Origin of the sequence: Undibacterium sp. YM2, assembly GCF_009937975.1 — a bacterium.
GTDB lineage: Bacteria > Pseudomonadota > Gammaproteobacteria > Burkholderiales > Burkholderiaceae_D > Undibacterium.
In genome coordinates, this window is record NZ_AP018441.1 from 3,484,862 (window position 1) to 3,510,939 (window position 26,078).

Here is a 26,078-nt window from a genome sequence, read left to right on the forward strand (position 1 = left end):
AGCGCCTTGACCGGACAATTTTGCATAAGCCCTTACAAAAACAAGATCATGAAAATTTTTATCTGCGGCGCCCAAGGTTTTTTAGGCCGTCATATCAGTCAGGTTTTGCAAGATGCCGGGCATGAAATCTGCCACGGTGTACGCAAACCCAAACTGCCTGAACGCCTGACTGTTCCTCAAGAAATAGCGATCAATTATGCGCAGGATACCGAGCCAGCCATCTGGGAAAAACGTCTGCGCAGCCTTGGGCAAATTGATGTCATCATCAATGCCGTCGGCATACTCAATGAAACACCAGAATTAAGTTTCGACGCCATCCATCGCGATGCACCTGCTGCCTTGTTTTATGCAGCAGCCAGATGTGGCGTCAAAGCAGTCGTACAAATATCCGCCTTGGGTGCTGCGAACGAAGCTGAACATCCAGAAACCATGACAGGCTATATGCGCAGCAAGCGCGCTGCTGACAAGGCATTGATAGATCTCGGCCCTGGTGGCCTCAGCTACCTGATCCTGCGCCCTTCTTTGGTGGTTGGCATTGATGGTGGCAGCAGCCAGCTATTCCGCGGCATGGCCAGCTTGCCTGTGCTTGGTTTGCCGGGGCGTGGTGAGCAACAAGTACAACCCGTTCATGTAGATGACTTGTGTGAAGCAATCGCGCTCTGGCTTGCTGATGAAAACCGTCATAGCATGGTCTTGAATGCCGTTGGCCCGCAAGCGCTGTCTTACCGGCGCATGCTGGAAATTTATCGAACAGCCATGGGCATGCCTGCGCAATGCATGTTTTCTATTCCCATGCCTGTGATGCGCTTCGCCGCCCGGGCAGCCACGCTGTTACCGCAAAATCTGCTGACACCAGATAGCTTACGCATGCTCGAGCAAGACAATATTGCTGATGCCACCGACTTTGTTGCACATCTGCGCAGGCCAGCAAAATCGCATAAAGACTGGTTCACAGGCATCCCCGCCAATATGCTCGCCAGCAGCGCGATTGCAGGCTGGAGCCTGCCATTGTTTCGTTATGCACTGGCGCTGGTCTGGTTCGTCACTGCCGCCGTGTCGTTTGGCCTTTACCCCATCTCCGGCAGCCTGGCTTTACTGCAACCTCTTGGCCTTAGCGGTGCGCCTGCGATGTTCATGCTGATGGCCGGATCGACGCTGGATCTGTGCCTGGGTTTGGCTACCCTGCTCTGGCCAAGGCGCATTTTATGGCTGATGCAAATTGTCCTGATTGTCGGTTATAGCGGCATCATTGCGATTTACTCGCCTGAATATTATTTACATCCATTTGGCCCGGTCCTGAAAAACCTTCCTATCCTGGCTTTACTCGCTTATTTATTTGCTCATCAAACAGACACACGAAAAGACACAAAATGAACACCTATCTCTTGCTTAAAACTCTGCATGTCCTGTCTTCTGTCTTACTGGTTGGCACCGGTTTTGGCTCGGCGTTTTATATGTTTTTCACCAATCGCAGCAGGCAATTCAAGGCACAAGTCGTGGTTGCACGGCTGGTAGTACTGGCTGACTGGTGCTTTACCACACCTGCCGTAATCATCCAGCCACTGACCGGCTTTGCCATGGTGCACATGGCAGGCTGGCCCTTGAGCACACCCTGGATCATGTGGTCCTTTGTCTTGTACCTGTTTGCCGGTGCCTGCTGGTTGCCTGTGGTGTGGTTGCAAATACGCATGAAAGCCATGCTCGAAGTTGCTGATGCCAACAACACGACTGTGCTGCCAGAGCTGTACTGGCGCTATGCAAAGATATGGGAATGGCTGGGCTATCCCGCATTCATCGCCATGATAGGTGTGTACTTTTTGATGGTGAACAAGCCCAGTTTTTGACGGCTAAGTACAGCCAGAGACATCCAAATACAGCCAGCCTGCTGACGGCAACAGACTGGCTGCCCTCACCATTTAATGCAGCGCCTCATAGAATTCTGCCTCAATAATCGACAGCGCTCCTTTGGCGACGACTTTGGCACCGGTATCCGTATTCTTTTGATTGGCAACCTCCTGCAGGGTAAATGCCTTGTCGCTGTCACTTGCAATACCGGTCAATTCGACTTTGACGACACTGCCCTGTACAGCTTTCAAAGGCAGGCTGGCATAGCCCAGGCTCTTGGTTGTCAAGCCCTCGTACACCAGCTTGCCATCAACACTGATACGTATAGGGTAGCTGCGCTCACGCCAGCCAGTGAATTTGAAAACGGCTTCGGTCAGCGTGGCAGGACGAGCCAGCTCATAGGCTATCCATGCTTCACCAGGCACACTGCTGCTATGCCAGGCGGTGGTTTCATCGTCATCAAAGGACTTTGCTGCAGCATCGGCATTGCTACCCGCTGTAACCTTGGCAATATCCATCGCCAGGCGCGATGCCTTGAATGAAGGAGTAGCCGGTGTCGGGCCACGCCCCAGATAGGAAGGTAATTGTTCACTCGCCAGTTGCGTACCCAGACCTGCATCTACTCTGACCGGTTTTGTAGTCATTTCCAGACTCGCTGATCGCAAGCCTGCGGTGGTGGCAGTCAGGCGTACTTTTCCGGCCTGGGTAGCGCTGCGTAACAGCACCCGATTGACACCACCCTCCACCGGCAAACTGGAAGACAAGATGAAATTATTTTCACCTTGCGCAATACCGCCGCGCCATTCTGCCGGACCATCCAGTTTGAAATCAACCAGATTCAATGCTACAGGATTGCGCTGGCCGTTTGCGTCTATGACTTCCACCTCAACCAACGCCAGGTCCGCGCCATCGGCACGCCAGCCAGTTGGCGCAGCTTTGACACTCAGGCGCAAGGCTACCGGTTCACCCGCTGTTTTCAAAACGGTTTCACAAAGCTTCTTGCCATCTGCGGCATAACCAACGGCGCGCAACTCACCGGCCTGCCAGCTTACGTCCCTGAAGCTGAACAGGAAGCGTGAACTCTGCTCACCCTTGCCGAGTGATTTACCATTCAGGAACAGTTCCACTGCATCTGCACTGGACACCACTGTTATCGCTTTGGTGGTCGCTGGCGTGTAATTCCAGTGGCCTATGATATGTATGCGTGGCTGTTCTACATCCACCCAGCCATCCCAGATCACCTGGTGAGCGTAGAAGCCATCTTTGGGAATCCGCATGGCATCGACTTCGCCACTACGGCGATAATTTTCTGCGCCGCGATGGTGGGTATTGGTGTCAGAGAAAACGATATTGACACCGCCGCTGCTGACACGCCTGCCAGTGCCCGGACGCTCACGCCAGTAGTCATACCAGCGCTGTACATTTTCTATGGCGTGGGAATCCTGATTGCGGTTATAGATGCTGGCGTCCTGCCCCTTGTGCAGAGGGCCATCGCCATCCTTGTGATACGGTGCAGTATAGTTATCCCAGTATTTTCGCAAGCCTTCATCACGCGAATATTCCATGGCCCAGAATGGCAGTCTGGCACTCTTATTGATGTATAGCATTTCACCGCCATATTCTGCCACCTGGCTATTCAGCATTTCCCGGCTGCCAGCAGCGCGCCCGCCATATGGGTCATATTGATCACGTATGGCTTTCATCTCGCGCATATGGGCTTCGCTGATGCCCTTGTTGCCGGCTTCATAGAACAGGATGCTGGGATTATTGCGGTTATAAATGACGGCATCCCGCATCAATGCCACCCTTTGTTCCCAACGACGGCCATCAACATCCGCTTCAGAGTCACCTGCTGGCATGGCTTGTATCAGCCCTACCCTGTCGGCAGATTCCACATCCTGCTTCCATGGTGTCACGTGCATCCAGCGCACCAGGTTACCATTGCTTGCTACCATCAATTGATTGCTGTAGTCGCTTAACCAGGGCGGCACTGACATGCCAACTGCAGGCCATTCATTCGAAGTACGTTGTGCATAGCCATGCATTTGCAGTACACGGTCATTCAGTTTGATCATGCCATTCGCAAATTCAGTTTTGCGAAAACCGGTGCGGGTATGTACGGTATCCACCGCGCGGCCATTCACTTTCAGAGTGGTGCTGACATCGTAGAGATAGCCATAGCCCCAGCTCCAGAAATTCAGCTTGCCTACGCGTGCTGCGGCTTTGACATTCGCAGTCTGTCCAGCGTCTATAGTTAGGGCCGGGCTGGCAAATGCAGCGACTTTTTTGCCATCCAGATCAGTGATGACAACTTCATAGACAAGCTTGCTGGCTCCCCCGTTTCATTCCTGACCTGGGACTCTGCAGTAATCGTGGCGGCCTTGCCAGCCACATCAAAATCCTGCGCATAGATGTAAGTGCCGGTAGTACCCAGATTGGAATATAAGGGCAAGGTCTGGTACAGACGGCCACTCAGATGCAGGCGGATATTCTTGGGGATGCCACCATAATTCGCATTGAAATTATTGTTAGACCATTGATAGCGCTGGTTAGTCGCTTTTTCATGATAATCCCAGGCATTGTCGGTGCGCACTGCAATCGTGTTTTCTCCCTCAGTCACGGCCTCGCTGATATCGACGCCAAAGGCCATGACGCCGTTTTCATGCAAGGCAAGGGATTTGCCATTCACAAAAATTTCTGCCGCCTGGCGTACGCCTTCAAATTCAAGGAAGACCTTGCCCGCCAAAGCACTGGCGGGCAAACTAAAACGCTTACGATACCAGGCGATGCCAGTCGACAAATCAGCGATATCTTTTTTAAAAGCTTCGTCTTCATTCCATGCGCGCGGCAGAGTAACCGCCTTCCAGCTAGCATCATCAAATGCAGGGCTGGCTGCGCCTGGTGCATCGCCGACAAATAGTTTCCAGCCAGGGTTGAAGTCATAGGTACTGCGCGCCGGGATAGCGGGACTAGTCTGTGCTGCTTGCAGCATATCCGTATGCAATCCTGCAGACAAACCTATAAACAGGAATAAGCAGTTGCTGAAAAATGGCCGCAGTGCCCGCAGCAATCGTAGTGTTCGCATGGAATACATACCCATAAATGGTTGAGGTCAGTACAAATTGTCGATGCAGAATATGAAACGGCGATGCGCATTAACGCAACATGCAAGGTTTTTTACGGTCAAACTTCCAGCCAGGTATCAGATATTGCATGGCCACTGCATCGTCACGCGCACCCAGGCCCATGCTGCGATACAGGCGATGCGCACGCTCCACTTCGGCCATGTCCAGCTCTACACCCAGGCCTGGCGTTTGTGGTACCTGCACCATGCCATCAATGATTTGCAAAGGCTGCTTGCCCAGGCGCTGGCCATCCTGCCATATCCAGTGAGTATCAATTGGCGTGATGTCACCAGGTGCTGCAGCGGCCACATGCGTAAACATCGCGAGCGAAATATCGAAATGATTATTGGAATGCGAGCCCCAGGTCAGCCCCCATTGCTGGCATAACTGAGCAACCCTGACGGCCCCGCGCATAGTCCAGAAATGTGGGTCAGCCAAGGGGATATCCACCGCCTGCAGGCGTACTGCATGATCAAGTTCGCGCCAGTCAGTGGCGATCATATTGGTGGCAGTTGGCAAACCTGTTGCCCGCTTGAATTCAGCCATGACTTCGCGTCCAGAGAAACTGCCTTCTTCGCCGCAAGGGTCTTCTGCATAGGCCAGTACATTTGCCTTGTCACGACACAGGCGTATGGCATCTTGGAGTAACCAGCCACCATTGGGGTCAATCGTGATGCGTGCTTGTGGAAACCGTTCAGCCAGCGCAGTAACGGCTTCCATTTCATCTTCACCGCGCAAGACGCCGCCCTTGAGTTTGAAATCGTTAAAACCATAACGTTTGTAAGCGGCTTCGGCCAGTTTCACAATCGCTTGTGGGGTCATGGCTGCTTCATGGCGCAAGCGCAGCCAGTCATCGTCGGCATCGCGGTTGCTGATGTAGGGAAGTTCAGTGAGTCTGCGGTCGCCGACAAAAAACAGGTAGCCCAGCATTTTTACAGCAGTACGCTGCTGCCCTTCCCCGAGCAGCGCAGCGACTGGCACTTCCAGGAACTTCCCCAGCAAATCCAGCAAGGCAGATTCAAGTGCTGTGACAGCATGCACGGCAATGCGCAAATCAAAAGTCTGCTTGCCGCGTCCGCCACTATCCCGGTGTGCAAAAGCATCCCGCACCCGGTTCAATATGCCTTGATAATCGCCGATACCTCTACCCATCAGCAAATCACGCGCATCAAGTATAGTCTGCCGTATGGCTTCGCCACCTGGCACCTCACCAACACCGGTATTACCCAGGCTGTCGCTGAGTATCACGATATTGCGGGTAAAAAATGGACCGTGTGCACCACTGAGATTAAGCAACATGCTGTCATGACCAGCAACCGGGATGACTTGCAAATTGACGAGGACAGGCGTACTTGATGGATTGGGCATGGTTCTTTTCATCAAAAAATGACAACTTAAGCTTAGGGCATTGACGAAAATGGTAGCGCTATCAAAACAACAGGTCAAGACCAGGCGCCATCAACAGGATGGAATGGAAAATGGGATTTTGTACGCATTCCTCCTATGAAAATGACTCAGTCAGCAATTGATTTTCACATCAATCACGCACATGATTATTTTTACAAACATGGAAGAATTTTCAGTAAATTGCTTTTCCGACTGAAATTCGGACCAAAATGGTAGCGCAACAAGCAACATCATTCAGCCAAAGGGAAGCGTCAATGCAAGAGTAAATTCATGCATGCTGCCAGCAAGCATGAGCAAGTCCAGGAGGACGGGAAGATGGGGAGGATACAGAAGCAGGCGGAATCATTACCCAGACCCGCCTACGATCCGCAAAACTTACGGAACAATAAAACTAAATCCCTTTGACCTGACGTGCCGCCTGCACCAGCTCGTGCACATCATTCGTCATGACCGCCAGAAAGCCCAGCAAGATCAGGTAATAAGCCGCATAGGTGAAACGTACCTCACCAGACATATTGTAGTAAGCCTTGTTCTCTTCCGCCTCAGGATCATATTTCCAGGCGCGCCACAATTGTGGCCAGGCCAGTAAACCGATAATGATCAGCATGGGGCTGGGACGATAATAAAACAAAGCCAGCAAGACCGGCACGCCGACAAACCAGATGCGCGGCGTCAGCACAGCAGTAATACGCCCGCCATCAAAGGGCGACAGCGGTATCATATTGAACAGGTTCAAGAAGAAACCCGAATACGCTACCGCCATCAATAAATCGCTATCGTAATTACGGGCGAGAAAATAGCAAAGAATCGAAGCAACCGTGCCTGCCAAAGGGCCGCCTAAGCCTATATATGCTTCGGTCTCGGCGTCGTGAGGCTGATCCTTTATCTCAGTCCACGCTCCCAGAAAAGGGATAAAAGTAGGCAAGCCCGCACGCAAGCCACGCTGACGAGCAGCAAAAAAATGACCCAACTCATGCACAAACATGAGCAAGACAAACCCCACCGCATACCACCAGCCAAATATCCAGGCGTAAAGGGCGACAGAAACAATCATGGTGCCGCCAGTGGTCAGCAACTTGCCAAACTTGACGCCGGAAAACAGCAGAAACAGCAGTTTCATCATCTTTATTACATCCTATTTATTTTGGCCTGGACTTCTTCAAGCTCTATAACTTCAAGTTTTATAACTTCAAGCTTTATTGCGGCCGAACAGCTTGCCTATCAATGCGCCCAAGCCTACCACGGCAACCAGCGCCAGTTTGGCGAACTTGGCAAAGAAAGCAAAGATGAGGGCAAACAGACCCAGCTTTTTGGCAGCGACACCGGCAACCAGAGCTGCCAGGCCATACTCAGCTACTTTGTCGGTACTGATATTGAAATCGCTGTAACGCTTGCCGTCTGTAAATTCCAGATGCCCCAATAAATCTTTGGCGATGGATTTTTGTTGTGGCAAATCGTTCAATGCCGTCACCAGGTTCAGGCTGATGTAGCCTTCACGGCCCAACGCATAGGTATTGTAATTCACGCCCTGTCTGTCGCTGCTGCTCTGCTTATCCTTGGTGATCGCGGACCATACCAGCCTGTGGGTTGCGGCTTCATAATTCGGTTTTTCTGCCCAGCCCACCAGTTGCATTTCAGGAATGCCGCGCTGCACGCGTTCTTTATTTCCCTGCTCGGTACCTTCCTTTAAGCTTTTCAGCAAATCGTCGGCATTCCAGTCTTTGGCATCGTCATCCTTGATATAACCAGATTTTTGGTAGCGCGCGACGATCATCCAGTGCCCTTCTTCAGGGAAGATGGCACCAAGCAAACTGGGGTCAGATGAATTGCCCATGGCACGCATGATGCGGCCAGCCTCAGGCATGGGGATAAAAATCTGACCGGCTGGCACTTTCAATACCGCCTGATCTATCATTTTGATTTCTGCCGGACCTGCCTGCATGACTTTTTTTGCTTCGTCGAAGGCTGCCTTGACTTCGGCATCAGCAGCCGCATTTTGCGCGTAAGCAAAATGGCTAAAGACTGCAACAAATAAGGCTAATACCCACTTTAAATACTGCTTGACGATCATGTTCATTCCCTGTGAATTTATATTTTGATGAGCAATTTGGCATCCTGGCATTTGTCATCATTTATTGAGTGCGCTGAATTAAATACTGCAGATCAAGTACTGCAGATTCATGGATATTGTGCATTTACACACACTTAGTTTCCATAAAGTTAAGCATAATGCCTTGAAAACTGGACTAAATCAAATCCAGGCCAGGCTCTTAGGAGCTAAAATAGCACCCTCAGCTAAAGCTCTCACCGTAAATAAACTGCCCGCATCTAATGATGCGGCAGGCGCAGGCAAAATCATGACCATCTCCATCGTTAATCCAGCTACAAACCCAGAAAAACCTATGGAGATATTGCCTGCGGCAACAGTCGCAATAGCGACAAAGCATTTGCGCGACATCCTGCAACTGGCCTTTGAACATACTGATCAGCATCAGGCAGTAGTCGTGTATGACCAGCGCAGCCCCCTGGCAGTGGCACTGACCAGCGCCTATCGCGCCTGCCTGCCCAATGCACGCTTTATCAATTTCGATGCAGAGACACCAGAATCGATTTTATCAACCTTGAATGCCTTGCAGGCATCTGATCTCGCAGTGCTGGTGCAATCCACCAATTTTCGCCTGGAAGCCTACAGACTACGGGTGGAACTATTCAAACGTGGGCTAAAAGTGATAGAACATCCCCATCTCGCACGCATGGAAGGTGACGAAAACCTGTATTACATAGAGTCGCTGGCCTATGATGCCAACTACTATCGCGGTACTGGCAATGCGCTCAAACAAAAAATTGACCAGGCCAGCGGCGGTATTGTCGATAGCGGTGGTGCCGAACTTATTTTCAGTGGTCGCTTTGAACCGGCCAAGCTCAATGTCGGCGACTATCGCCAGATGAATAATGTTGGCGGCCAGTTCCCTATCGGTGAAGTGTTCACGGAATCAGTAGCGCTGGAAGATGTGTATGGGCAAATCCGCATCTTTGCCTTTGGTGACACCAGCTTTACCGTCAATCGCCCGGCGCAGCCTATTACCCTGATCGTTGAAAAAGGCCAGGTTGTTGACACCATCAATTCCACACCTGAATTTGATCAGGTGCTGGCCAATATCCGGGCAGATGACAGCATAGTCTGGGTGCGTGAACTGGGCTTTGGCATGAACAAGGCCTTTTCCAAGGACAAGACCGTGCGTGACATAGGCACTTATGAGCGCATGTGCGGCGTCCATTTATCCCTGGGGGCCAAGCATGGCAGCTATGCCAAGCCGCATATCAAACGTGGTGAAGGCCGCCATCATGTCGATGTTTTCGCCGTTACCGAGGCCGTAAAACTGGATGATGAAGTGGTCTACAGGAATGGTGCCTGGGTAGTTTGAACAGCATCCATTAGCAAAACAACACGAAAACCCAATTACTATCCCTCCGGATCAGGGCATAGCGGCTGCAATATGTGCATTCGCTGTTAGAATAATGCTCTTGTCCGTTCATAAAAAGTGCATCAACCATGACCCGTAAGCTGTTTGTTACCACTGCCCTGCCGTACGCTAATGCGCCCTTCCACCTTGGTCATATCATGGAATATATCCAGGCTGACATCTGGGTAAGGCATCAGCGAATGTCGGGTCACGAGGTACATTTCGTCGGCGCGGATGATGCACACGGTGCACCTATCATGATTGCGGCTGAAAAAGCCGGTATCACGCCACAGGCTTTTGTGGCGCAGATCGCTGCCGGACGCAAACAATACCTCGACGGTTTTCATATCAAGTTTGACAACTGGCATTCAACCGATGGCGAAGAAAACCATCAGTTGTCACAGGACATCTACCGCAAACTGAAATCTGCCGGTTTCATCACGAGCAAAACCATAGAACAGTTTTTTGACCCGGTCAAAAACATGTTCCTGCCTGACCGTTACATCAAGGGCGAATGCCCTAAATGTGGTGCCAAGGATCAATATGGCGATTCCTGCGAAGTCTGCAGTGCCGTCTATGCGCCTACAGAATTGAAAAATCCTTATTCCGTTCTGACCGGTGCCACACCGATCATGAAATCCTCCGAGCATTTCTTTTTCAAACTGTCTGATGAAAAATGCGTGGAATTCTTGCGTGGCTGGGCTTTGAAAGACAACCGCCTGCAGTCTGAAGTTGCGAACAAATGCAAGGAATGGCTGGAAGGCGAAGGCGGCCTTGGCGACTGGGACATCAGCCGCGATGCGCCTTATTTTGGTATCGAGATTCCTGACCAACCAGGCAAGTATTTCTATGTATGGCTGGATGCGCCTGTCGGTTACCTCGCTTCGCTGAAAAATTACTTCGGCAAGACAGGTCGTGATTACGATGCTTTCATGGCTGACCCGACGACTGAGCAAATCCATTTCATCGGCAAGGACATCACTTATTTCCATACCCTGTTCTGGCCAGCGATGCTGAAGTTCTCTGGTTATAAAACACCGGACAATGTGTATGCGCATGGTTTTGTGACGGTCTCTGGCGAAAAAATGTCCAAGTCACGCGGTACAGGCATTTCACCACTGCGCTATCTGGAAATCGGCATGAACCCTGAATGGCTGCGTTATTACTTCGCCGCCAAACTGAATGCCAAGGTCGAAGACCTGGATATGAATCCAGAAGATTTCGTTGCGCGTGTCAATTCTGACCTGATCGGCAAATACATCAACATCGCCAGCCGCGCTGCCGGTTTTATCAGCAAGCGTTTTGATGGCGTAGTGGCGACTGACTGGGCGACGGCAGATGATGCCTTCCTGAATAATCTGCGCAATGTTGCGCCAGAAATCCAGGCCTTGTTTGAAGCACGTGAATACGGCAAAGCCCTGCGTGCGGCAATGGAACAGGCTGACCTGGTGAATGCCTATGTTGATTCCAACAAACCCTGGGAACTGGCGAAAAAGCCAGAGAACGACGCCAAGCTGCAGGAAGTGTGCAGCCGCTTGCTGGAAGCATTCCGCATTCTGACCATCTTCCTGAAACCGGTCTTACCTCAACTGGCAGCACAGGTAGAAGCACAATTGAATATCGCCCCTTTGCAATGGGCAGATGTTGCGACACCATTGCCGCATCATCACAAGATCAATCCTTATACGCACTTGATGCAAAGGGTGGATTTGAAGATATTTGACGACTTGTTTGATGTACCTGCACCGGCAGCTACTGTTGCTTCTGAAACGACAGCAGTTGCTGCTTCAGATATCGAACCACTGGCAGAAGAAATCAAGATTGATGACTTTGCCAAAGTCGATCTGCGCATTGCCAAAATCGTCAATTGTGAGCATGTAGAGGGTTCAGACAAGCTCCTGCGTCTGACTTTGGACGTAGGCGAAGGCCGTACCCGCAATGTGTTCTCAGGCATCAAGTCTGCTTACCAGCCAGAACAGCTGATAGGCAAATTCACTGTCATGGTGGCTAACCTGGCACCACGCAAGATGAAATTTGGTATGTCAGAAGGCATGGTATTGGCCGCATCTGCTGCTGACGAAAAAGCCAACCCAGGTTTGTACATACTGGAAGCCTGGCCTGGTGCCCAACCTGGCATGCGTGTACGTTAATATCTTTTGTGCGTAGATACAGTACCAGCGTATGAATATTGTTGTCCGTGAAGCGGCTATCGAAGATGCGCAACTCATCGCGCATCTGACGCGCACTTGCTGGACTGACAAGGTAGCCGCTACCTCCAGCGGCCACCATGAAAGCAGTGAGCGTGTCTGCAATGATTTGATGCAGGGTGGCGGCTTTGTGCTATTGCTGGATGATGAACCGGTAGGTTCGGTGCGCTGGTTGCCACTGGATACAGAAAATAATTGCTGGGAAATGCTGCGCATGGGCGTTTTGCCTGCATTTCGGGGCGAAGCCCTGTCCCAGCATTTACTCGAAGCCGTCATTCATGCGGCACAGACATCTGGCATAGAAGAATTACGCCTCGGCGTACGCAGTGACCAGCCCCGCCTGCTGGACTTATATGCCGCATTCGAGTTTGAACTCGCGCCCGAGCTTGAATATTCCCACGCCAATCCTAATGAGCCTGCCCCGCATGTCATGCGGCGATTCTTAAGAAATTAAAGAAATCGGCATACTTGCTCTTATCTAATATATTTTAGGTATACTCTTCTCCAGTTTTGTAAATCTAGATGAATGATGCTATTTAAACAATGGCTTAAGCAACAACTTAAGCAATACATTCAAATTCGCCCTGTATTTACAGCATCTCAGTATTAAACTTATCCTCACCCCTGTCTATCCTGCTTTGGAAATCCATCCATGAACAGCCCTGTTAGTCCTTCTGCCATCACCTCCCCCATCCCTGCCCGTCTGGTGCAATTGCGCGCTGCCATGCAGGAGCAAGGGCTGGATGCCTATATCGTGCCGTCCTCGGACCCGCATCTATCTGAGTATCTACCTGACCGCTGGCAAGGACGCAGCTATTTCTCGGGCTTTACCGGCTCGGTAGGTACGCTGATCGTTACGGCAGATTTTGCAGGTTTGTGGGTAGATAGCCGCTATTGGAGCTCAGCAGAAACAGAACTGGCACCAACTGGTATCAAGATGATGAAAATAGCATCTGCTGCAGCGACACTTTACATAGACTGGCTGGCCAGCAATTTGCAGCCTGGGCAAACGGTGGGTGTCGATGGTGCAGTATTGGGGTTGGCAACTGCCAGGGCGCTGGAACATGCCTTACAAAGCAAGGGCATCACATTCAATACCAGCCATGATCTTTTGGATAAAGTGTGGAACGAACGTCCCAGCCTGCCACAGGCTGCGATCTATGAACATGCAGCACCGTATTCGGTAGTCGCCCGCGCCGATAAGCTGGCGATGATACGTGAACAGCTGCGTGCCAAAAACGCCGACTGGCATTTTGTTTCTACTGTCGATGACCTGGCCTGGATTTTCAATTTGCGTGGCGCTGATGTCAGCTATAACCCGGTCTTTGTTGGGCATGCCCTGATCAGCCAGACTGAGGCAAAACTGTTTGTCTCCACAGGCAAAGTCCCGGCAGAACTGGCAGCTATACTGGCAAAAGATGGCGTCAGTCTGGCAGACTATAGTGAGGCTGCCTCTGCACTGGCGGCTCTGCCAGCAGGCAGCAGCATCATGATAGACCCCCGCAGGATCACTTATGGCTTCCGTCAGAGCATACCAGCAACTGTCAAAGTTATCGAAGCCATCAACCCATCGGTATTTGCAAAATCCCGCAAGACTGCGGAAGAAGCGCAATTTGTGCGTGAAGCAATGGAACAGGATGGTGCGGCGCTGTGTGAATTCTTCACCTGGTTGGAAGGCGCATTAGGCAAGCAACGCATCACTGAACTGACCATTGATGAAGAGATTTGCGCTGCCCGTGCACGCCAGCCGCATTTTGTCTCGCCCAGTTTTAATACCATCGCCGGCTTCAATGCCAACGGTGCCATGCCGCATTATCGCGCCACCAAGGAATCACATTCCGTCATCGAAGGTGATGGACTGCTGCTCATCGACTCCGGTGGACAATACCTGAATGGCACAACGGACATTACCCGCGTCGTTCCTGTAGGCCAGGTATCAGAAGCGCAAAAGCGTGACTTCACCCTGGTCTTGAGAGGCATGATCAATCTCTCGCAAATGCGTTACCCACGCGGCACCCTGTCGCCCATGCTTGACACTGTAGCCCGCGCACCTATCTGGGCTGACGGCATTAACTATGGTCATGGCACTGGTCACGGCGTAGGCTATTTCCTGAATGTGCATGAAGGTCCGCAGAGCATTTCTCCTGCGATAGCAGAAACCCACATGGCGATGGAGCCAGGCATGATCACCTCGAACGAACCCGGCATCTACCGCCCGGGCAAATGGGGCGTGCGTATAGAAAACCTGCTATTGAACGTCCCTGCCATGCAAACCGAATTTGGCGAATACCTGGAATTTGAAACCCTGACGCTCTGCCCCATAGATACACGCTGCATCACGGTAAGCTTATTGCGCGAAGACGAAATCAAATGGCTCAATGATTACCATGCTACAGTCTTGCAGCGCCTGTCGCCACGCGTCAGCGGTGCAGCGCAGGAATGGTTGAAGGCAAGAACCCAGCCTTTGCTGCGCCCTGCCAGTTGATTGTTTGCTTACCCGTCTTAAGAAATACTGTTTGAGTTAAATGAGGCACAAGATAAAAGGTAGCGCATGCGCTACCTTTTATACTCTAAAAGCCCCCCTTACTGCCATTTGCCAACACTTGCAAGCGCTGGATGGCATTCTGATTTTGCGGATTAAGCTCCAGGGATTTTTGGTAATTGCTCTTTGCAAGTTCATTCATGCCTGCTGTTTCATAGGCTTCTGCCAGGCTATCGTAAGTATTGGCACTTTTGGGATACAGGTAAACACCTAGTTTAAATAACTCCACAACCGATTGTGGCTTCCCGGTTTTCATTTTGGCGTAAGCCCATTCGTTCAAGACTTCTTCGCGCAAATAGAAGTCTGCATCTCTCGCTTTTAAATCCTGATAGACAGCAAGCACCTGGTCGTAACCCGCTTTCTCTATTGCTTGCACAAAACTGAGTGGCATTTTCAATTGCCGCAAACGGTACTCGCTATTGATAATCTTGCTACCTATGTCGTCTACATCTGTCGTTGCATTAGATAGCACAACTACGCCTTTGCCAGCTTTTCTGTCAAACCCGATATAGCTGCGGTAACCACCAGTAGCGCCAGCATGAGAAATAATTTCACTCCCATATTTATTACCGCCACCCCAGGCTAACCTGACTGGCTTGCCAAGCGCTTGGGAATCTAAAGGCTCCTGCATTTTATCGACGATGGCTTGCACAGGACTCTCTTGTTTCCCCATATTTGCAGCGAGGAATCTGAGCATATCAGTCATGGATGAGCGCAAGCCACCTGCTCCGTCAAATCTTCCCAGGTCCCAGTTGGATGTAGCTGTCAATGTTGCTTCGCTGGCGCCTTCCTCAGTCACAATGTAGGGGATAGCCAAGTGCTTCTTCATGTCGGCGGTAAGACTAATACCTGTATCCTGCATTTTCAAAGGTAAGAGAATGCGACTTTTTACCAGTGATTCATAATCCACACCCGCTCTCAAGCACAGCACATGGCCAAGCAAACCTACCCCAAGGTTTGAATACTCCATTTTTGAACCTATGTCGCGGGGTAACTGATAAGTGGACAAAAATTGGTATAACAAATCCTGGGTATAGTCGGGGTAAGGATTCGCGGGGTCTTTGGGGGCAAAATTACCTGGCATTCTGGGTAAGCCAGACACATGGGTAGAGAGGTCGCGCAGGCTGATCTGTTTGCCGGCACGGCCAGGTACTGTCACTGATTTTGGCAGGTATTTTGCCACCGGATCATTCAAGCTAAGCTCGCCTTTTGTATTCATATCCATCAAGACCAGACTCGTGAATACTTTGGTAATCGAACCGATTTCAAACACAGTGTCGGCATTTGCCAATTTACGGTCTTCCAAGCTGGCATAGCCATGGCTGATTACACGGCTGCCATTATCATCGATGATACCGACAACAATACTGGCGGCCATTTTTTCCTGATCTATACGTTGCTTGAGGATGGTCCGAATTTCCGTATCGCTCAGTGCGGCAGCTGCCTGCGCATTCATAGCGCAAAGTGCGAGTGCCATCATACTGAATTTAAAAGCGCTGCTTAGGCTGGGGTATTTCAATTTATCTCTCTCCATATAATCTGCCATCCCAAATCAACAGACACGGATCGCAAGACAAATGGACCATGCTGCCATGCACAAGCCCACAGCATGAAATATGCCATTATGTAAGCATTTGATTTTATAGAGAATATTTATGGACGCGCCTGTCCACTTGGAGCAGGCGGACAGGTGCGGACAATAAGCGGACAAGGAGCAGGCAGCAAAGAAGGAGATAGTGCCGGCAAATTTATCAATTCACCAGCTCTAATGGACTGCAAGAACTAAGCAGTGATTGCCGAACCCGGAAACTGCACACAGAATTTACTACCTACGTCCGGCGTAGATTCAATCAACAAATTCGCCTTGTGCCTGAGCAGCACATGCTTGACAATCGCCAGGCCCAGACCAGTTCCCTGAGTTTCGCGGGAACGGCTTTTATCGACGCGGTAAAAACGTTCTGTCAGGCGCGAGATATGTTCTGCGCTGATGCCTATGCCGTCATCCTGCACTGCAAATTTGGGACCATTTGGAGTATCTATCCAACTGATCTTGATGTTGCCATTCTCTGGCGTATAACGAATTGCATTCGTGACCAGATTGGTCAGGGCACTACGGATTTCATCATTGCTACCGCGGATATCCGGGCCAGTACATTCCAGCGTGATTTTGTGCTTGCCAGCAGACAGAGCATGCGCTTCCTGCATGATCTGTTCCAGCAAACCCTGCATGCTGATGCGTTCAGGACGTGGCGGATAATCCACCGATTCCAGCCTGGTCAATGTCAGCATGTCTTCTACCAGACGCTGCATGCGTTCGCCCTGCTCTGACATCAGTTTCAGATGCATATTGCGGGTATGGTTATCGAGGTCGTCCTGCATGGAAGCGATTTCCAGAAAACCATTAATGACCGTCAATGGAGTGCGTAATTCATGCGAGGCATTGGCAATAAAGTCGCGCCGCATCATGTCTATGCGCTCTGATTCAGTCACATCATGGGTCACCAGGATCTGGCGACGGTTTTCAAACGGGATGATATGGGCAATCAGCTTGCGGTCGCGGAATGACAGCGTCAGCGGTGTCTCGTAGCGCCCCAGAATAATGTAATCCATGAACTCAGGGCTGCGTACCAGGTTGGTAACCCGCATGCCCTTGTCCTGCGCGTGGCTCAGGCCCAGGTGGCTTTCTGCTGCCGGGTTGCACCATTCCAGAAACAGCACATCATCCATGATGACGACACCATCTGGCAGCAAGGTCATGGCCTGGCGAAAACGTGCCAGCCATTCTGCCAGTTCTGCCTGGTTCTTTTCATCATCACGGCGCAATTTATACAGGCGTGAAAAAATATCGGTCCAGGCACCCCAGCCGTCAGGCAAGCGCGAACTATTCGGGTTATCCAGCCAGTCTGCCAGGCGCTGCAAATAAAATAGCTGTACGCAAAACAGGGTCACCATACCGATCAAACCTAACACCAAACCTGTTACCGGACCCCATATATACATAGCGGATGCGGCGCCCATGAGAACCAGGGCGATGCGTACAAATGCAGAAATCCAGAAAATAAGGCGTGGAGACATAGTGGGTCCTGAGGGTTCTCAGTAATTGCTTGAAATGTAATGCACAAATGTAATGATATAGGTTTTACTGATATCAGTGAGCAATGTTTGCAAGCTATTCCAAAACAGGAATGGCGCTGCCACACTGCATATAGCTTATGCAGTGAGCGATGCCGTAAATAGCATGAGCTGGTGCCAGTTTATTTTTCAGACAGCATGTAGCCAACGCTACGCACGGTCTTGATCAGTGACTCGGCATTCTTCAAGACTTTGCGCAGGCGCAGTACGTGGACATCTACCGTCCGCTCTTCGATGACGACATGGTCGCCCCAGACTTTGTCAAGCAACTGGCTGCGTGAAAATACGCGTTCCGGATGCGCCATGAAGAATTTCAGCAGCTTGTATTCGGCATGGCCAATATCGACCTTGTTGTCTTCTATCTTGACCGTGCAGCTGACAGGATCAAGTACTACAGAGCCTGCCGTCAGGGCGGTCTGTGCATGCTCAGGGCTCTTGCGGCGTAACAGAGCCTTGATCCTGGCCGTCAGTTCGCGTGGCGAGAAAGGTTTGGTCACATAATCATCAGCGCCATGATCAAGACCAGCAATCTTGTCTTCTTCCATGCTTTTTGCGGTCAGCATGATGACAGGGATTTCATTGAACTGACGGTCTGAGCGTATCTTGGACAAGAGGCGCAAACCACTCTGATCAGGCAACATCCAGTCCAGCAAAATCAATTGCGGAGTGCGGCGCTGCAAATACTCCCAGGCTTCAGCCGTCGTATTGACAGCAAAAGTGTTCCAGCCTGCTGCACGAAGGGAAAAACTGACCAGTTCTACGATTGCCGGTTCATCTTCTACGATGAGTATTGTTGTGTCTGTAGCCATCATCAATAATTAATTCTGTTGTTCCTGCTTGCTTGCCACATAGTCCGAATGACGGATATCCTTGCCTTCAACGATGTAAATCGTATGCTCGGCAATGTTCTTGGCATGGTCACCGATACGTTCTATCGCCTTGGCCACCCAAAGGGCGTCCAGCGACGATGATATCGTACTTGGGTCTTCCATCATGAAAGTAATCAGATTACGCATGATGGAGCGGAAATCATTGTCGATCAATGCATCCTGAGCAATCAATTGTACCGCCTTGCCACCATCAAGACGGGCAAAGGCATCGAGAGACTGATGCAACATGTCTGCCACACTGCTGGCCAGCACGCGCACGGTTTCATAACCGCTGAACATGGGCACGCCACGTTTGTTGCCTGCTGCATCCCTGGAGATACGGGCAATTTTAGTTGATTCATCACCTATGCGTTCAAGATCAGTGATGACCTTGCCGGTTGCCATGACAGTGCGCAAGTCATTCGCAGCAGGCTGACGCTTGACGATGAGGTGGCTGCACATATCATCAAGCGACACTTCGAGGCGGTTGACTTCGAGGTCAGACTGGATCACGGCTTCTGCCTGTTCTGCATTACCAGTACGGAAGCAGGACATGGCATCATGAAAATGGCTTTCCACCAAGCCGCCCATCAACAAGACCTTGGAGCGTATTGTCTCCAGATCCATATCATATTGTTTTGAAGAGTGTTCGCCTGTCACAGGTTTCTCCTGAATTCGCAATTGCAAAATATAAACGCCAGCTCGCGCAATATAATCTATCCGTGCTCCCACGGATAGATCTGCGCAAGCATGGTACGTCTGTTAGCCGAAACGGCCAGTAATATAGTCTTGAGTTTCTTTCTTCACCGGGTTCATGAAGATATGATCAGTTTCACCAAACTCGACCAATTCACCCAGATACATATAGGCAGTGTAATCAGAACAACGGGCTGCCTGCTGCATATTATGGGTAACGATGGCGATGGTATATTCCTCTTTCAGTTCATTGATCAGTTCTTCGATCTTGACGGTAGAGATAGGATCAAGTGCTGAGGTTGGTTCATCCAGCAGCAAGACTTCTGGCTTCACTGCCACACCACGGGCGATGCACAGACGCTGTTGCTGACCACCAGAGAGGCTCAGGCCGCTCTTATTGAGCTTGTCTTTGACCTCAGTCCAGATCGCGGCTTTTTTCAAGGCCCATTCTACGCGCTCATCCATCTCGCCCTTGGACAGGTTTTCATACAGACGCACACCGAAAGCAATGTTGTCATACACCGACATAGGGAAAGGCGTAGGCTTCTGGAACACCATGCCGACGCGGGCGCGCAGCAAGTTGATGTCCTGATCCGCATCAAGGATATTTTTACCGTTATAAATGATGCTGCCCTCTGCACGCTGACCTGGGTACAGGTCATACATGCGGTTCAGGGTACGCAATAAAGTCGATTTTCCACAGCCGGATGGGCCGATGAAGGCGGTGACTTTTTTGTCGTAGATATTCAGATTGATATCGCGCAGGCTGCGTGTCGCACCATAAAAGAAATTCAGCCCGCCGATTTCGATTGCTTTTTTCTGTTGGTTGTCTTGAGTAGTAGTCATATCGAGGCCAGTATTAATGCTGTGTTTTTTGGTTAAACAAAGTACGCGACAAAATATTCAAACCGAGAACGCTGAAGGTAATCAGCAGTGCGCCACCCCAGGCCAGCTCACGCCAGTTGTCGTAAGGGCTCATGGCGAACTGATAAATCACGACTGGCAAGTTTGCCATCGGTTGATTCATGTTGCTGCTGAAGAACTGGTTGTTCAGAGCAGTGAACAGCAAAGGTGCAGTCTCACCAGAGATACGTGCTACCGCCAGCAAGATACCAGTCACCACACCTGCCTTGACTGCTCGCAAACGTATCATCAGGGCGACCTTCCAGCGTGGTGCGCCAAGAGCAAATGCAGCTTCGCGCAAGCTGGCAGGTACCAGACCCAGCATATTGTCAGTAGTGCGGACAACCACAGGAATAGCGATGAGGGAAATCGCAATACTGCCAGCCCAGCCAGAAAAGTGTTTGACGTTGGCGACATAAATCGCATAGACGAACAAGCCAACCACGATGGATGGAGCAGACAGCATGATGTCAGTCACGAAGCGGGTGACACCGCCAAACCAGCTTTTGTCGCCATACTCTGCCAGGTAAATACCTGCCAATATGCCTATCGGAGTAGAAATCAGCGTAGCGATACCGACCATCACAAAGCTGCCAAAGATGGCATTCATCAAGCCGCCGCCGTCGCTGCCCGGTGCCGGTGTCGATTCTGTGAACATCGCGATGTTGACAGCAGAAGCGCCTTTGAGCAGCAAGGTGAACAGTATCCACATCAAAAAGAATACACCCAGCACCATGGCGATAGAAGACAGGCTGATACCTATCTTGTGCATCAGCAAGCGCTGGCGATATACCGGGTTGCTGGCAGATTGCATTGTAGAGTTTTCCATTATTTTGCCCCTTCTTTACGTGACAGGCCCAGCAACATCAGCTTCGCTGCGGACAAGACAATGAAAGTAATCACGAACAATATCAAACCAAGCAGGAACAGTGAGGACGTATGCAATGGTGATTCAGCTTCGGCAAATTCATTGGCCAGTGTAGAAGCGATACTGTTACCAGCAGCAAACAAAGACCAGGACAAGTGATGGGAATTACCAATCACAAAAGTAATTGCCATGGTCTCGCCCAAGGCACGGCCCAGGCCCAGCATGACGCCGCCGACCACACCAATTTTGGTGTAAGGCAAAACGATCTTGCGTACTACTTCCCACTTCGTGCAACCGAGGCCGTAGGCAGATTCTTTCAAGACTGGCGGCACAACTTCAAACACATCGCGCATAACTGAAGAAATGAAAGGGATAATCATGATGGCCAGGATCACGCCAGCAGCCAGAATACCCATACCTATCATGGGGCCAGAGAACAACACACCAATTACCGGCAGTTTGCCCAGGGTGGCAGCCAGCGCCGGTTGCACATATTGCGAGAACAAGGGTGCGAATACGAACAAGCCCCACATGCCGTAAATAATACTGGGCACACCAGCCAGCAATTCAATTGCCGTACCCAATGGACGCTTGAGCCAGTTGGGGCAAATCTCGGTCAGGAACAGGGCAATGCCAAAACTGACTGGGAAAGCGATCAGTAAGGCAATGATCGAAGTCACCAGCGTGCCAACGATAGCGATCATGCCACCGAATTTATCATTGACCGGATCCCATTCTATGGTCCAGATGAATGGCAAACCAAATTCCTTCATGGCCGGAATGGCACGCAGGAATAAAGAAATAATGATACCAACCAGTACCACCAGCACGAGAGCGGCGAAAGTAAAGGTCAGTTTATGAAAAAAGAAATCTTGCCAACGCTGGCGACGCATTACTGCTGCCATTTTTGCCGGGTCAATCTGATCGGCCTGATGTGGCATTGTGTTAGTCGCAGGTGGGATTGCAGTTGGTGCAGTCATGTTGACGGAGGACATTTGGGTAGTCATGGGTGTCTTTTCCACCGGAAGGTAATCCGGACAGCTCCGGATTACCTTGATCGTTTAGTTCAGCTTCTGAACAGGGTCAAACTTTTTATTACCAGAGTGCTTTACCGGAAGCATCTTTGACTTTTGCTTTCCAGTTGTCTTCGATCAGTTTGACAACTGGTGCTGGCAGGGAAACATATTCCAGTTCAGCAGCCATTGCGCCACCGTTTTTGAATGCCCAGTCAAAGAATTTCAATACTTCTTTGCCTTTTTCAGCATCAGCCTGCGCTTTGTGCATCAGGATGAAAGAAGCACCAGTGATAGGCCAGGTGATTTTGCCAGGCTGGTTAGTCAATACCAGGTACATGCCTGGTGCTTTGCTCCAGTCAGCGCCAGCAGCAGCGGATTTGAAGTTTTCATCATCTGGTTCAGCGAACTGGCCATCAGCATTTTTCAGCAAGGTGTAAGTCATCTTGTTTTTCTTCACATAAGCGTATTCAACATAGCCTATGGAATTTCTGATTTGCTTGACGCTGGAAGCCACGCCTTCATTACCCTTGCCACCTACACCAACCGGCCATTTAACAGCGGTAGAAGAACCAACGGCTGTTTTGAAGTCCGGGCTGACTTTGCTCAGGTAATCTGTCCACAGGAAAGTCGTGCCGGAACCATCAGAGCGATGTACAACGGTGATATCTTCTGCCGGCAATTTCAGACCGGCATTGATGGCTGCGATTTCTGGTGCATTCCATTTAGTGATCTTGCCCATGTAGATGCCAGCCAGTACTTCACCTGTCATCTTCATTTTGCCAGGAGCGATACCGTCCAGGTTAACCACAGGAACCACACCACCGATGATGGCCGGGAATTGCACCAGACCTTCTGTTTCCAGCTCTTCTGCCTTCAAAGGCATGTCAGAGGCGCCGAAATCGACAGTCTTTGCCTTGATTTGCTTGATACCACCACCGGAACCGATGGATTGATAGTTCAGACCGTTGCCACTGGCTTTTTTATAAGCTTCTGCCCATTTTGCATAAATTGGATATGGGAAAGTCGCGCCAGCGCCGGTAATGTCGGCAGCATGAGCAGCGCCAAATGTGACAGCGACGCCAATTGCAGCGATGAGAGTTTTGACAACACGTTTGATTTGCATGTTCACCTCAGAGTTAAATAACAGTATTCAGTACTACGAGGCGCACTGTACAAGCCAAATATGACAAGATTATGACGTGAAGCAAAGCCTGTGAAATAATTGCACTTGTTATCACTTTTTTGTCATAAACTTGTCATTTAAGACGTCTAGAATGCTTGCGTATATATATGACGCCCTTTATGACATGCAAAAAACTATGCCAAATCAGGAAACACCCTCTTCAGCAACCGCGCCAGAAGACATGAAACAAGTTCCTGACACTGGAATCAAGGCACTTGCCAAGCAAGTCAAACCAGTGGCAGCACCAGAATTGTCACGTTCGGTGATTTTCCTGGACAGGGAGATGTCACAAATTGCCTTCAACTGGCGCGTGCTGGCCCAGGCTGAGGACCGCAGCATCCCCTTGCTTGAACGCTTGAAATATTTATGCATTGTCGGCAGCAACCTTGATGAGTTCTTTGAAGTCAGGGTGGCCAGCCTGCTGGCGCAGAACACGATAGATGGCGAACTGGTACAACACCCAACCTTCCAGGCCATGCTCAAACGCGTCAGCGATGAGTGCCATCAATTAGCAAAAAGACAATATGAATTACTGAATCAGGAGATTTTGCCCCAGCTCTCCAAAAAAGGCATACATCTGTTGCGCCATTCCGAGCGCAATGAAGCCCAGCGTGCCTGGGTGAAATCCTATTTTGAACGTGAAGTCAGACCCCTGTTGACGCCAATAGGCCTGGACCCTGCTCACCCCTTCCCTCAAGTAGTCAACAAGAGTTTGAATTTCATTGTCTCGCTGGCAGGCAAGGATGCTTTTGGCCGTGGCACAGCCATTGCCATCGTCAAGGCACCGCGCGTTTTGCCGCGCATCATCCGTCTGCCAGATGAACTCTCCAACAATGGCATGGCTTTTTGCCTGCTGTCTTCTGTCATACACTCACACATAGAAGACTTGTTCAATGGCCGTGAAGTAATCAATTATTCACAGTTCCGCGTGACGCGCGACAGCGACTTGTGGGTGGATGAAGAAGAAGTCAAGAATCTGCGCCAGGCCCTGCAAGGCGAATTACAAACCCGCCAGTTCGGTGCGGCAGTGCGCCTGGAAGTCGCAAAGAACTGCCCTGAGGATTTGTCACGCTTCCTGCTTGAGCAATTCAATCTCGACAGTGACCGTCTGTATCCTGTAGATGGCCCGGTCAACATGGTCAGACTCGGTGAGCTGGTCGATCATGTCAAGCAGCCGAATCTGCGTTTTCCGCCGTTCTCGGCCAAGGCCATCGGTAAATACGCGCATGCCGATATTTTTACCCTGCTGCGCAAGCAAGACATACTCTTGCACCACCCTTTCCAGCCTTTCCAGACTGTCATTGACTTCATACGCTCGGCGTCACAAGACCCCAGCGTGGTAGCAATCAAGCAGACTATCTATCGCACCGGCATGAATTCGGATTTGATGGAGTCGCTGATCACAGCGGCAAGGCTAGGCAAGGAAGTCACCGTCATCGTCGAGTTGATGGCACGCTTTGATGAAGAAGCGAATATCAACTGGGCCGACAAATTGCAACGCGCTGGTGCCCAGGTTGTGTATGGCGTGGTGGGTCTGAAAACCCATGCCAAACTGGCGCTGGTGATACGCCGTGAAGAAGGCGGCAATCTGCGTCACTATGCCCATCTGGGCACAGGCAATTACCACCCATCTACTACCCGCTTTTATACTGATTTTGGTTTATTGACCGCTCACCCAGGGGTAGCAGCAGAAGTCAATGAAGTCTTCATCCACCTGACTGGCTTGACCAAACCCAAGAAACTTGAATACCTGTGGCTGGCACCATTTGCCCTGCAGCCGCAAATCATCAAGGCCATACGAAATGAAGCACGCATAGCCCGTGAAGGCCGCCCTGCCCGCATCATCGCCAAGATGAATGCCCTGCTCGATGAATCCGTCATCCGTGCCTTGTATGCGGCATCAGCAGATGGTGTCAAGATTGACCTCATCATCCGCGGTGCCTGCGCCCTGCGACCTGGTGTGCCAGGTTTGTCAGAAAATATCAAGGTGCGCTCCATCATAGGCCGCTTCCTTGAGCATAGCCGCATCTATTACTTCCGCAATGACCTGGCGCATGATGTGTATCTGGCCAGTGCCGACTGGATGAACCGCAACCTGTTCCGCCGTATAGAAGTGGCTTTCCCGGTACTCGAAAAATCCTTGAAAAAACGGGTTATTTCCGAAGGGCTGGAGCCCTATCTGAAAGACAACGTGAACGCATGGACACTGGACTCGGATGGCCGCTATGAGCGCAAGAAAGCCAGAGCCAAACAAGTGCGCTTTTGCGCCCAGCAACATTTGATGCAAACCCTGGGTTCCTTATCTGAGGCGGAAGAATCATAATGGATCTTATCCTCTGGCGTCATGCAGAAGCAGAACCGGCGACGGCTGAACTGACTGATGAATTCAGAAAACTGACAGGCAAGGGAAACAAGCAGGCAAGCAAAATTGCTTACTGGCTCGATAGCACCTTGCCTGAAACCTGCAGGATACTGGCCAGCCCCACCATACGTACCAGGGACACGGCTGAAGCCCTGATCGCCTGCGGCAGGAAGTATAAGGTCGTTCCTGAACTGGGGCCAGCTGCCACGGTCAGTGACGTATTAACGGCGGCCAACTGGCCGAACAGCCGCGAACCTGTACTTATCATCGGCCACCAGCCTTGCCTGGGCCAGGTCGCCGCTGAATTGCTGGGCCACCCTTTGCAAGAATATAGTGTGCGCAAAGGAAATGTCTGGTGGATCACGCAAAAGCAGCGCGAGAACGACATCGTGCAAACCTATCTGAAAGCCATCATGTCGCCCGACCTGGTGGTGAAATAGCAAGCGCCTCCAGCAAACC

The 26,078-nt window shown here is 50.8% G+C and carries 21 protein-coding genes and 1 pseudogene; 8 read left to right on the top strand and 14 right to left on the bottom strand.

Features of this window, described 5'->3' with window-relative positions:
• The first annotated feature begins 48 nt into the window (after positions 1-48).
• Both UNDYM_RS15805 and UNDYM_RS15810 read left to right on the top strand, forming a co-directional pair.
• Complete coding sequence (locus tag UNDYM_RS15805) at positions 49-1,374, top strand: SDR family oxidoreductase (protein ID WP_162041879.1); 1,326 nt, start codon at positions 49-51, stop codon at positions 1,372-1,374.
• The gene (locus tag UNDYM_RS15810) at positions 1,371-1,844 is read left to right on the top strand and encodes a DUF2269 domain-containing protein (RefSeq protein ID WP_162041880.1); all 474 of its coding nucleotides are present in this window, start codon (positions 1,371-1,373) and stop codon (positions 1,842-1,844) included. The genes UNDYM_RS15805 and UNDYM_RS15810 overlap by 4 nt, the downstream gene beginning before the upstream one ends.
• A gap of 72 nt (positions 1,845-1,916) precedes the next feature.
• On the opposite strand, the gene UNDYM_RS15815 is transcribed toward UNDYM_RS15810, so the two are convergent.
• The 6 genes and pseudogenes from UNDYM_RS15815 to UNDYM_RS15830 form a co-directional block, all read right to left on the bottom strand.
• The gene (locus UNDYM_RS15815) at positions 1,917-3,974 is read right to left on the bottom strand and encodes a DUF4982 domain-containing protein (RefSeq protein ID WP_197740911.1); all 2,058 of its coding nucleotides are present in this window, start codon (positions 3,972-3,974) and stop codon (positions 1,917-1,919) included.
• 27 nt (positions 3,975-4,001) lie between these two features.
• Positions 4,002-4,151: pseudogene (locus UNDYM_RS30765) on the bottom strand (hypothetical protein); the annotation flags it as partial.
• Positions 4,100-4,837: a sugar-binding domain-containing protein gene (locus UNDYM_RS30325; protein WP_197740912.1), complete on the bottom strand. Its 738-nt coding sequence runs from the start codon at positions 4,835-4,837 to the stop codon at positions 4,100-4,102. The gene UNDYM_RS30325 and the pseudogene UNDYM_RS30765, both read right to left, overlap by 52 nt.
• Positions 4,838-5,000: 163 nt before the next feature.
• Positions 5,001-6,338 (bottom strand): glucarate dehydratase, encoded by a 1,338-nt coding sequence (gudD, locus tag UNDYM_RS15820; protein WP_232063505.1) that lies wholly within the window; start codon positions 6,336-6,338, stop codon positions 5,001-5,003.
• Between the two features lie 430 nt (positions 6,339-6,768).
• Positions 6,769-7,500: a site-2 protease family protein gene (locus UNDYM_RS15825; RefSeq protein WP_162041882.1), complete on the bottom strand. Its 732-nt coding sequence runs from the start codon at positions 7,498-7,500 to the stop codon at positions 6,769-6,771.
• Between the two features lie 66 nt (positions 7,501-7,566).
• The gene (locus UNDYM_RS15830; protein ID WP_232063506.1) at positions 7,567-8,448 is read right to left on the bottom strand and encodes a DUF2167 domain-containing protein; all 882 of its coding nucleotides are present in this window, start codon (positions 8,446-8,448) and stop codon (positions 7,567-7,569) included.
• Positions 8,449-8,734: 286 nt separating this feature from the next.
• Here UNDYM_RS15830 and UNDYM_RS15835 point away from each other — a divergent pair, with 286 nt between their 5' ends.
• From UNDYM_RS15835 to UNDYM_RS15850, 4 genes are all read left to right on the top strand, one after another.
• Positions 8,735-9,802 carry a hypothetical protein gene (locus UNDYM_RS15835; RefSeq protein WP_370529336.1) on the top strand — a complete coding sequence of 356 codons (1,068 nt, stop codon included), beginning with the start codon at positions 8,735-8,737 and terminating at the stop codon, positions 9,800-9,802.
• 128 nt (positions 9,803-9,930) lie between these two features.
• On the top strand, positions 9,931-11,991 hold the full coding sequence (gene metG, locus UNDYM_RS15840) for a methionine--tRNA ligase (protein WP_162041884.1): 2,061 nt from the start codon (positions 9,931-9,933) through the stop codon (positions 11,989-11,991).
• 31 nt (positions 11,992-12,022) lie between these two features.
• Entirely contained in the window at positions 12,023-12,502 is a 480-nt protein-coding gene (locus UNDYM_RS15845) for a GNAT family N-acetyltransferase (RefSeq protein WP_162041885.1), read from the top strand.
• A 198-nt stretch (positions 12,503-12,700) separates the two neighbouring features.
• Positions 12,701-14,533 carry an aminopeptidase P family protein gene (locus UNDYM_RS15850; protein WP_162041886.1) on the top strand — a complete coding sequence of 611 codons (1,833 nt, stop codon included), beginning with the start codon at positions 12,701-12,703 and terminating at the stop codon, positions 14,531-14,533.
• A gap of 85 nt (positions 14,534-14,618) precedes the next feature.
• On the opposite strand, the gene UNDYM_RS15855 is transcribed toward UNDYM_RS15850, so the two are convergent.
• The 8 genes from UNDYM_RS15855 to pstS all read right to left on the bottom strand — a co-directional run bounded on the left by UNDYM_RS15855 (position 14,619) and on the right by pstS (position 23,197).
• Positions 14,619-16,070: a serine hydrolase domain-containing protein gene (locus UNDYM_RS15855; protein ID WP_162041887.1), complete on the bottom strand. Its 1,452-nt coding sequence runs from the start codon at positions 16,068-16,070 to the stop codon at positions 14,619-14,621.
• A gap of 302 nt (positions 16,071-16,372) precedes the next feature.
• Positions 16,373-17,665: a phosphate regulon sensor histidine kinase PhoR gene (phoR, locus tag UNDYM_RS15860; RefSeq protein WP_162041888.1), complete on the bottom strand. Its 1,293-nt coding sequence runs from the start codon at positions 17,663-17,665 to the stop codon at positions 16,373-16,375.
• A 179-nt stretch (positions 17,666-17,844) separates the two neighbouring features.
• The gene (phoB, locus tag UNDYM_RS15865; protein ID WP_162041889.1) at positions 17,845-18,531 is read right to left on the bottom strand and encodes a phosphate regulon transcriptional regulator PhoB; all 687 of its coding nucleotides are present in this window, start codon (positions 18,529-18,531) and stop codon (positions 17,845-17,847) included.
• A gap of 9 nt (positions 18,532-18,540) precedes the next feature.
• Positions 18,541-19,251, bottom strand: a complete 711-nt coding sequence (gene phoU / locus UNDYM_RS15870) for a phosphate signaling complex protein PhoU (RefSeq protein WP_162041890.1) — start codon at positions 19,249-19,251, stop codon at positions 18,541-18,543.
• 102 nt (positions 19,252-19,353) lie between these two features.
• Positions 19,354-20,133: a phosphate ABC transporter ATP-binding protein PstB gene (gene pstB, locus UNDYM_RS15875; protein ID WP_162041891.1), complete on the bottom strand. Its 780-nt coding sequence runs from the start codon at positions 20,131-20,133 to the stop codon at positions 19,354-19,356.
• A gap of 13 nt (positions 20,134-20,146) precedes the next feature.
• Positions 20,147-21,019, bottom strand: a complete 873-nt coding sequence (pstA, locus tag UNDYM_RS15880; RefSeq protein WP_162041892.1) for a phosphate ABC transporter permease PstA — start codon at positions 21,017-21,019, stop codon at positions 20,147-20,149.
• Positions 21,019-21,999 carry a phosphate ABC transporter permease subunit PstC gene (gene pstC / locus UNDYM_RS15885; protein ID WP_197741933.1) on the bottom strand — a complete coding sequence of 327 codons (981 nt, stop codon included), beginning with the start codon at positions 21,997-21,999 and terminating at the stop codon, positions 21,019-21,021. Before pstC ends, pstA begins: the two co-directional genes overlap by 1 nt.
• Before the next feature lie 154 nt (positions 22,000-22,153).
• Positions 22,154-23,197 (bottom strand): phosphate ABC transporter substrate-binding protein PstS, encoded by a 1,044-nt coding sequence (pstS, locus tag UNDYM_RS15890; RefSeq protein WP_162041893.1) that lies wholly within the window; start codon positions 23,195-23,197, stop codon positions 22,154-22,156.
• 196 nt (positions 23,198-23,393) lie between these two features.
• Between pstS and ppk1 the strand changes: the two genes are divergently transcribed.
• Both ppk1 and sixA read left to right on the top strand, forming a co-directional pair.
• Positions 23,394-25,580, top strand: a complete 2,187-nt coding sequence (ppk1, locus tag UNDYM_RS15895; RefSeq protein ID WP_370529337.1) for a polyphosphate kinase 1 — start codon at positions 23,394-23,396, stop codon at positions 25,578-25,580.
• Positions 25,580-26,059, top strand: a complete 480-nt coding sequence (gene sixA, locus UNDYM_RS15900; RefSeq protein WP_162041894.1) for a phosphohistidine phosphatase SixA — start codon at positions 25,580-25,582, stop codon at positions 26,057-26,059. Before ppk1 ends, sixA begins: the two co-directional genes overlap by 1 nt.
• Positions 26,060-26,078 lie beyond the last annotated feature (19 nt).